The sequence below is a fragment of the Streptomyces sp. NPDC060027 genome, assembly GCF_042737005.1.
Classification (GTDB): domain Bacteria; phylum Actinomycetota; class Actinomycetes; order Streptomycetales; family Streptomycetaceae; genus Streptomyces.
Genome location: NZ_JBHWVI010000070.1, coordinates 20,906 through 28,370 on the forward strand (window position 1 = coordinate 20,906; position 7,465 = coordinate 28,370).

7 protein-coding genes are annotated in these 7,465 nt (G+C 69.7%); 6 read left to right on the forward strand and 1 reads right to left on the reverse strand.

Annotated features, from left to right (window positions below; genetic code table 11):
- Positions 1-98 precede the first annotated feature (98 nt).
- Positions 99-1,376, forward strand: coding sequence for a sensor histidine kinase (locus tag ACFWBT_RS19330; RefSeq protein WP_385701775.1), 1,278 nt, complete (start codon positions 99-101; stop codon positions 1,374-1,376).
- On the forward strand, positions 1,373-2,053 hold the full coding sequence (locus ACFWBT_RS19335; protein WP_043441515.1) for a response regulator transcription factor: 681 nt from the start codon (positions 1,373-1,375) through the stop codon (positions 2,051-2,053). The genes ACFWBT_RS19330 and ACFWBT_RS19335 overlap by 4 nt, the downstream gene beginning before the upstream one ends.
- A 225-nt stretch (positions 2,054-2,278) precedes the next feature.
- Here the strand turns inward: ACFWBT_RS19335 and ACFWBT_RS19340 are convergent, their stop codons facing one another.
- Positions 2,279-2,944, reverse strand: a complete 666-nt coding sequence (locus ACFWBT_RS19340) for a DUF461 domain-containing protein (RefSeq protein WP_385701779.1) — start codon at positions 2,942-2,944, stop codon at positions 2,279-2,281.
- A gap of 780 nt (positions 2,945-3,724) precedes the next feature.
- Between ACFWBT_RS19340 and ACFWBT_RS19345 the strand changes: the two genes are divergently transcribed.
- From ACFWBT_RS19345 to cysS, 4 genes are all read left to right on the forward strand, one after another.
- Complete coding sequence (locus tag ACFWBT_RS19345; RefSeq protein ID WP_003953493.1) at positions 3,725-4,207, forward strand: CarD family transcriptional regulator; 483 nt, start codon at positions 3,725-3,727, stop codon at positions 4,205-4,207.
- A gap of 345 nt (positions 4,208-4,552) precedes the next feature.
- Positions 4,553-5,305, forward strand: a complete 753-nt coding sequence (gene ispD, locus ACFWBT_RS19350) for a 2-C-methyl-D-erythritol 4-phosphate cytidylyltransferase (RefSeq protein WP_385701782.1) — start codon at positions 4,553-4,555, stop codon at positions 5,303-5,305.
- Complete coding sequence (gene ispF, locus ACFWBT_RS19355) at positions 5,295-5,837, forward strand: 2-C-methyl-D-erythritol 2,4-cyclodiphosphate synthase (RefSeq protein WP_385701784.1); 543 nt, start codon at positions 5,295-5,297, stop codon at positions 5,835-5,837. The genes ispD and ispF overlap by 11 nt, the downstream gene beginning before the upstream one ends.
- Before the next feature lie 139 nt (positions 5,838-5,976).
- On the forward strand, positions 5,977-7,377 hold the full coding sequence (gene cysS / locus ACFWBT_RS19360) for a cysteine--tRNA ligase (protein ID WP_385701786.1): 1,401 nt from the start codon (positions 5,977-5,979) through the stop codon (positions 7,375-7,377).
- The last annotated feature ends 88 nt before the right edge of the window (positions 7,378-7,465 follow it).

Sequence of the window (7,465 nt, forward strand, 5' to 3'; positions counted from 1 at the left end):
AACCACTACTGGCTCCTGGGTGAACTCTGGGCGACGAGTGTTCGAGGTCCCACTCGGATGGCTGTGGCCAGGAGCGACGGCATGCCTAACCTGGGTGCATGGACGTGAACGCGGCGGTCGCCGCAGCGGCAGCGATCGCCGGAGTACTTACCGGTGTCATCGCCATGCTGGCGTTCCGCTGGAGCGAGCGCGACCAGAAACGCCCGACCCGCACTTCTCTGCACACGGACGCGGTGCTTCCACCGGGTGTCGACACCGTGCTGTCCGTGCTCAGGTCCTCGGCGGTCGTACTCGACGAAGCGGACGCCGTGGTCAAGGCCAGTTCGGCGGCGTACGCCCTCGGACTGGTGCGCGGCGGCAAACTGGCTGTCGAACCGATGCTCCACATGGCGCGTGACACCCGTCGTGACGGGGAGATACGCCAGGTGGAGCTGGACCTGCCGAGAAGAGGGACGGGGAGGGGTGAAGCGCTCGCCGTCTCCGCGCGTGTGGCGCCCCTCGGTTCGCGGCTCGTCCTCCTGCTCGTGGAGGACCTGACGGAGGCGCGCCGCATCGAAGCTGTCCGGCGCGACTTCGTTGCGAACGTGAGTCATGAGCTCAAGACTCCCGTCGGGGCGCTCTCCCTGCTCTCCGAGGCTGTCATGGACGCCTCGGACGACCCGGAGGCCGTCGAGCGTTTCGCCGGGCGCATGCAGATAGAGGCCACCCGGCTCACCAACCTCGTCCAGGAGCTCATCGACCTGTCGAGGGTGCAGAACGACGATCCCCTGGAGGACGCCGAGCCGGTCCGGGTCGACGAACTGGTCGCCGAGGCGATCGACCGCTGCCGCCACCAGGCCGGCACGAAGCAGATCACCATGGCGGCCGGCGGCACCGCCGACCTGAGCCTGTGGGGGAACCGGGGCCAGCTGGCCGCCGCCCTAGGCAACCTCGTCGAGAACGCCGTCAACTACTCGCCCGCCCGCACCCGCGTCGGGATAGCCGCCCGCCGGGTGACGGCGCCCGGCGGGGAACACATCGAGATCGCCGTGACCGACCAGGGCATCGGCATCTCCGACAAGGACAAGGAGCGCGTCTTCGAGCGCTTCTACCGCGTCGACCCGGCCCGCTCCCGTGCCACCGGCGGTACGGGCCTCGGGCTGGCCATCGTCAAACACGTGGCCGCCTCGCACGGCGGGGAGGTCACGGTGTGGAGCTCCGAGGGTCAGGGCTCCACGTTCACCCTGCGGTTGCCGGAGGCGAGTGCGGCCCGCGAACGCGTGACCGATCACCACATGCCCGGACTCGACGAAGAGGACGAGTCCGTGCAGCCCGACGGGACGACCACCGTCACATCCCCGTACGAACCGCTTCCTGCCCCGGAGGTCCTTCCGTGACCCGTGTGCTCGTCGTCGAGGACGAGGAGTCCTTCTCCGACGCCCTGTCGTACATGCTCCGCAAGGAGGGCTTCGAGGTCGCCATCGCGACCACCGGGCCCGACGGACTCGACGAGTTCGAGCGCAACGGCGCCGACCTCGTCCTCCTCGACCTGATGCTGCCGGGCCTGCCCGGCACGGAGGTGTGCCGCCAGCTGCGCGGCCGCTCCAACGTCCCGGTGATCATGGTCACCGCCAAGGACAGCGAGATCGACAAGGTTGTCGGGCTCGAAATAGGAGCAGACGACTACGTCACCAAGCCCTTCTCCTCCCGGGAGCTGGTCGCCCGTATCCGGGCCGTCCTGCGCCGCCGCGGGGAGCCGGAGGAGGTCGCCCCGGCGGCCCTGGAGGCCGGTCCCGTCCGGATGGACGTCGACCGTCACGTGGTCACCGTCTCGGGCTCCAAGGTCGACCTCCCGCTGAAGGAGTTCGACCTCCTGGAGATGCTGCTGCGCAACGCGGGCCGCGTGCTGACCCGGATGCAGCTCATCGACCGGGTCTGGGGTGCCGACTACGTCGGTGACACCAAGACCCTCGACGTCCACGTCAAGCGCCTGCGCGCGAAGATCGAGCCGGACCCGGGCGCGCCCCGGTACCTGGTGACGGTGCGCGGTCTCGGCTACAAGTTCGAGCCGTAGACCGGCCCCACCGCCGCGCGCGTGTCCGAGAGCGCACCACAGAGCGCGGCACGGAACGCGGCACGGAACGCGGCGTAGAGCACGACGAAGGGCGGGACACCCTGCGAGGGGTCCCGCCCTTCGTGCGTACGGACGGGTGCGGCCGGTACGCCGACTGCCGCTGGGTACGCCCACCGACGACCGCCGGGAGCGCGTACGGGCCCGGTGCGGGCCCGCGGTCTCACGTCACTCGCCGGCGGACTCCGAAGCCGACGCCGTGGCGGTGCCGGTCGCGCTCGACGACGCGGTGGTGCCCGGCTCGCCCGACTCGGACGCGGACGGGGAGCCCGTGGCCGACTCGGAGGGCGAGGTGGACGCGGCCTCGGACGGCGCCGCCGGGATGTCGCTCGGACCCCACTTGGAGAAGTAGCTCTCCGCCGGGACGACGAAGGCGCTCAGACTCACGTCACCGGTCTTGCTGAGGCCGAAGGTGACCTTCTGGACGCTGCCGTTCAGGACGGTCTCGGAGGGGCTGGCCAGCGCCGCGGAGGCGTTGCCCTCGCCGCCGATGACGATCGAGCCGCCGGCCGGGACGGTCAGCTTGCCCTTGCCGCCGGCGGGCGTGATCCGGGCGGTGCCCTCGCCCTCGACCTTGATCGAGTCCACGGTCTGCGCGGTGGTGCCGCTGTTGAACAGCGTCGCGGAGATCACCGCCGGACCGGTGGCCTTCACGTCGGGCTGGGTGATGACGAGGGCGTTCTGGACCTTGATGTCGCCCACGGAGGTGGCCGCGTTGTCCGGCTTGACCTCCAGCGTCTGGGCGTTGTTGCCGGCACCGCACGCGGCGAGCGAGGCGATCGAGAACGCGATGACGGCGGCGGCGAGAGCGCCGCGTCGAAGGCTGCTGCTCACGGCGGCGGCAACTCCTTGAACGTGGGCGAAGCAGGACGACTTCTGTGTAAAGCCGCCCTAAGGGTCTGTCAGCGGCCTTAGGTTACCGATCCGTTCCCGCGCGACCGCACCCGACCCTCCCCAACCGCCGACTTTGCTCGTACGAGGGGTGACGAACGAAGGGGCGCTCCGGCCACTCCGGCCGCTGCGGGGCCCGGGGGGTCCGGGGCGCTCGGGTGGTTCGGGGGCGCTCGGGGGTGGGGACGGGTCCGAGCGGGGCATGCGACCGCGGACTCCCTTGCGCCGGGTGTGCGCCCCGTTCTTCGCACCCTGCTCCCGGGGCCCTTCCGCTACTTTGATCGCGCGCTCGTCCGTCATTCACATAAGTTCCGCGGTCTTAGGCTTGCGCATTTCGTGGAATGAATGCCCGGCTCTCCGGGAAATGGATCACGAGACCATCGGGGGTGGATCAACGAGTGATCATCGAACCTCTTGATCAATTCCGGATTCGTCTCGTACTCGGCTCCGTCCGTCGAACGGAGTAGCGGAAGTCGCGCCCTTGGAGCCGGACAAAACGGGATGTTCAGACCTTGGTCACGGCCTCCGGGTGTGTGTAACGTACGCGTTTCACTCCGCAGGGACAGCCGCTCCGACCTGCGAATACCCTCTTCCGCTCGCCCCTCGCAGCACGTTCCTGTTGCGGTTGTCAAGCCCCGAGATATGCCCTGACCTGCGAAAACGCCATTCAGAAGACGCCGTTTCCGTGTTACTCTGGATAGCCACGGAAGGGGTACCTGTCACATGACGTTCAAGGTTGGCGACACCGTGGTCTATCCCCATCACGGGGCCGCGCTGATCGAGGCCATCGAAACTCGCCAGATCAAAGGCGTGGACAAGACCTACTTGGTGCTGAAGGTCGCCCAGGGTGACCTGACGGTACGTGTGCCAGCGGACAATGCGGAGTTCGTCGGCGTACGTGATGTGGTCGGTCAGGACGGGCTGGACCGGGTCTTCGAGGTGCTGCGCGCGCCGTACGCCGAGGAGCCCACGAACTGGTCGCGTCGTTACAAGGCAAATCTGGAGAAGCTCGCCTCCGGCGATGTCATCAAGGTCGCGGAAGTCGTGCGTGACCTGTGGCGTCGTGAGCGCGAGCGCGGACTCTCCGCAGGTGAGAAGCGCATGCTCGCCAAGGCGCGCCAGATTCTGGTGAGCGAGCTCGCCCTCGCGGAGAACACCAACGAGGACAAGGCCGAGGCCCTGCTCGACGAGGTTCTCGCGTCCTGACGCCGGCTCAGTCGCCGAGACGCCCGCCGTCTTGACGTACGCACAAGCCCGCGCAGTTGCGCAATGAAATGCCGCGGTGCCCGATGACGCAATTGCTGTCGCCGGGCGCTGCGGCATGTTCGTACCCGCGCCATTCGGTAAACCGGACGTTCACCCGGCATCGGCTTTCCTGCGGTATACCGGCGTATCCGATACTTGGCGTGCCGACCCGGGCAGTCGGCTCGACCGGATGTCACGGAAGGGTCCGGTCAAGGCGTCGCGCCCGGCACTCCCCCAGCTCGCCGAGCAGGGGGTACCCCCAGGCCATACCCACACCGGTCGAGCACACAAACCTGACAGGAACCGATGTCTGACGTTTCGCTCCCTTCGCCGTCGGGGGCCCGTACCGCCGCCGTGATTCCGGCCGCCGGACGAGGTGTGCGCCTCGGTCCGGGCGCCCCCAAGGCGCTCCGCGCGCTGAACGGCACGCCCATGCTCATCCACGCGGTCCGCGCGATGGCCGCGTCCCGCGCCGTCTCCCTGGTCGTCGTCGTGGCTCCGCCGGACGGCGCGGCCGAGGTGAAGACGCTGCTCGACGCGCACGCGCTGCCCGACCGCACCGACTTCGTCGTCGTCCCGGGCGGTGACAGCCGTCAGGAGTCCGTGAAGTACGGGCTCGACGTGCTGCCGCCCGGTATCGACATCGTCCTCGTGCACGACGCGGCCCGGCCGCTCGTCCCCGTCGACACCGTGGACGCCGTCATCGAGGCCGTACGGGACGGCGCCCCCGCCGTCGTACCGGCGCTGCCGCTCGCCGACACCGTCAAGGAGGTCGAGCCCGCGGCCGTCGCCGGGGAGCCCGAGCCGGTCGTGGCCACGCCCGGACGCGCGCGGCTGCGTGCCGTGCAGACGCCCCAGGGCTTCGACCGCGAGACGCTGCTGCGGGCCCACGAGACCGTCACCGACAACGTGACCGACGACGCGAGCATGGTCGAGCAGCTCGGTGTGCCGGTCGTGGTCGTGCCCGGGCACGAAGAGGCGTTCAAGGTGACGCGGCCGCTGGATCTGGTGCTGGCGGAGGCGGTTCTCGCACGGCGGAGGCTGAACGATGGGTTCTGAGACTCCGGCTCAGGCGCCGGCGCAGACGGCCGCTCAGGGCCCGGCTCAGGGCCCGGTGATCCCGCTCGTCGGGATCGGCACCGACATCCACGCCTTCGAGGAAGGGCGGGAGCTGTGGTGTGCCGGTCTGCAGTGGGAGGGGGAGGGGCCCGGACTTGCCGGGCACTCCGACGCGGACGTCGTCGCGCACGCCGCCTGCAACGCGCTGTTCTCGGCGGCGGGACTCGGTGACCTCGGGGCCCATTTCGGCACCGGGCGCCCGGAGTGGTCCGGGGCGTCGGGGGTCGTGCTGCTGACGGAGGCGGCGCGGATCGTCCGCGAGGCCGGCTTCACCGTCGGCAACGTCGCGGTCCAGGTCGTCGGACCCCGCCCGAAGATCGGCAAGCGGCGGGACGAGGCCCAGAAGATCCTGTCGGACGCGGTGGGGGCTCCGGTGTCGGTGTCGGGCGCCACCACGGACGGGCTCGGTTTCCCGGGCCGGGACGAGGGGTTGATGGCGGTCGCCACGGCACTGGTCGTCCGTACGGGCTGACACCGGGGAGGGTTCCGTTCGCCCGAAAGGCTCGTTCTCGAAGGCCGGACCGGGCGGACGGTCCCCCGTATGTCACGAATATGTGGCCTTGCGGGGCAAGGGTCGCGGGGCACTACCCAGGGCCCACTACCCTGGAGTGGTGACCATTCGCCTGTACGACACCAGCGCCCGGCAGATCCGTGACTTCACCCCGCTCGTGCCGGGTTGCGTCTCGATCTACCTCTGTGGCGCGACCGTGCAGGCCGCACCGCACATCGGGCACATCCGCTCGGGCCTCAACTTCGACATCATGCGCCGCTGGTTCGAGTACCGCGGCTACGACGTGACGTTCATCAGGAACGTCACGGACATCGACGACAAGATCATCGAGAAGTCGGCCGAGCAGGGCCGCCCCTGGTGGTCCATCGGCTACGACAACGAGCGCGCCTTCAACGACGGTTACGACGTGCTCGGCTGCCTGCCGCCCACGTACGAACCGCGTGCCACCGGCCACATCCCCGAGATGATCGAGATGATGCGCGGGCTCATCGAGCGCGGTCACGCGTACGCGGCCGACGGGAACGTCTACTTCGACGTGCGGTCGTACGACGGCTATCTCCAGCTCTCCAACCAGGAGCTCGACAACCTGCTCCAGCCGTCGGGCGAGGGTGAGACCGGCAAGCGGGACCCGCGTGACTTCGCCATGTGGAAGGCCGTGAAGCCGGGCGAGCCGAGCTGGGAGACGCCCTGGGGCCGCGGCCGTCCGGGCTGGCACCTGGAGTGCTCGGCCATGGCCCACAAGTACCTGGGCAGCGCCTTCGACATCCACGGCGGCGGGCTCGACCTGATCTTCCCGCACCACGAGAACGAGATCGCCCAGGCCAAGGGCTTCGGGGACGAGTTCGCGAAGTACTGGGTGCACAACGCCTGGGTCACCAAGGCCGGCGAGAAGATGTCGAAGTCCCTCGGGAACTCGGTCCTCGTCTCCAAGATGGTCAAGGAGTGGCGTCCCATCGTGCTGCGCTACTACCTCGGCACCCCGCACTACCGCTCGATGATCGAGTACAGCGAAGGCGCCCTGCGCGATGCCGAGTCGGCGTTCGCGCGCATCGAGGGCTTCGTGCAGCGGGTCGTCGAGAAGGCGGGGGGCGTCGTCGAGCCCTCCACCGAGGTGCCGCCCGCCTTCGCCGAGGCGATGGACGACGACCTGGGTGTCCCGCAGGCGCTGGCCATCGTGCACACGACGGTCCGGCAGGGGAACTCCGCGCTGGCCGCCGACGACAAGGAAGCCGCCGTGGCGCGGCTCGCCGAGGTGCGGGCCATGCTCGGCGTCCTCGGACTCGACCCGCTCGACCCGCAGTGGGCCGGCGAGGGCGAACGCGGCGAGGATCTGCACGGCGTCGTCGACACCCTCGTCCGGATGGTCCTCGACCAGCGCGAGGCCGCCCGCACCCGTAAGGACTGGGCCACCGCGGACGCCATCCGCGACCAGCTCAACCAGTCGGGCCTGGCGATCGAGGACGGCCCGCAGGGGCCGCGCTGGACGCTCGGACCGCGCTGAGAGGCCGCTCCTGCGGCCCCGGGCGCCCCAAGGCCGGCGGGGTACATTGTTCCGCCCCGGCCGCCGGGGGGCCCACATCAAAAACGGT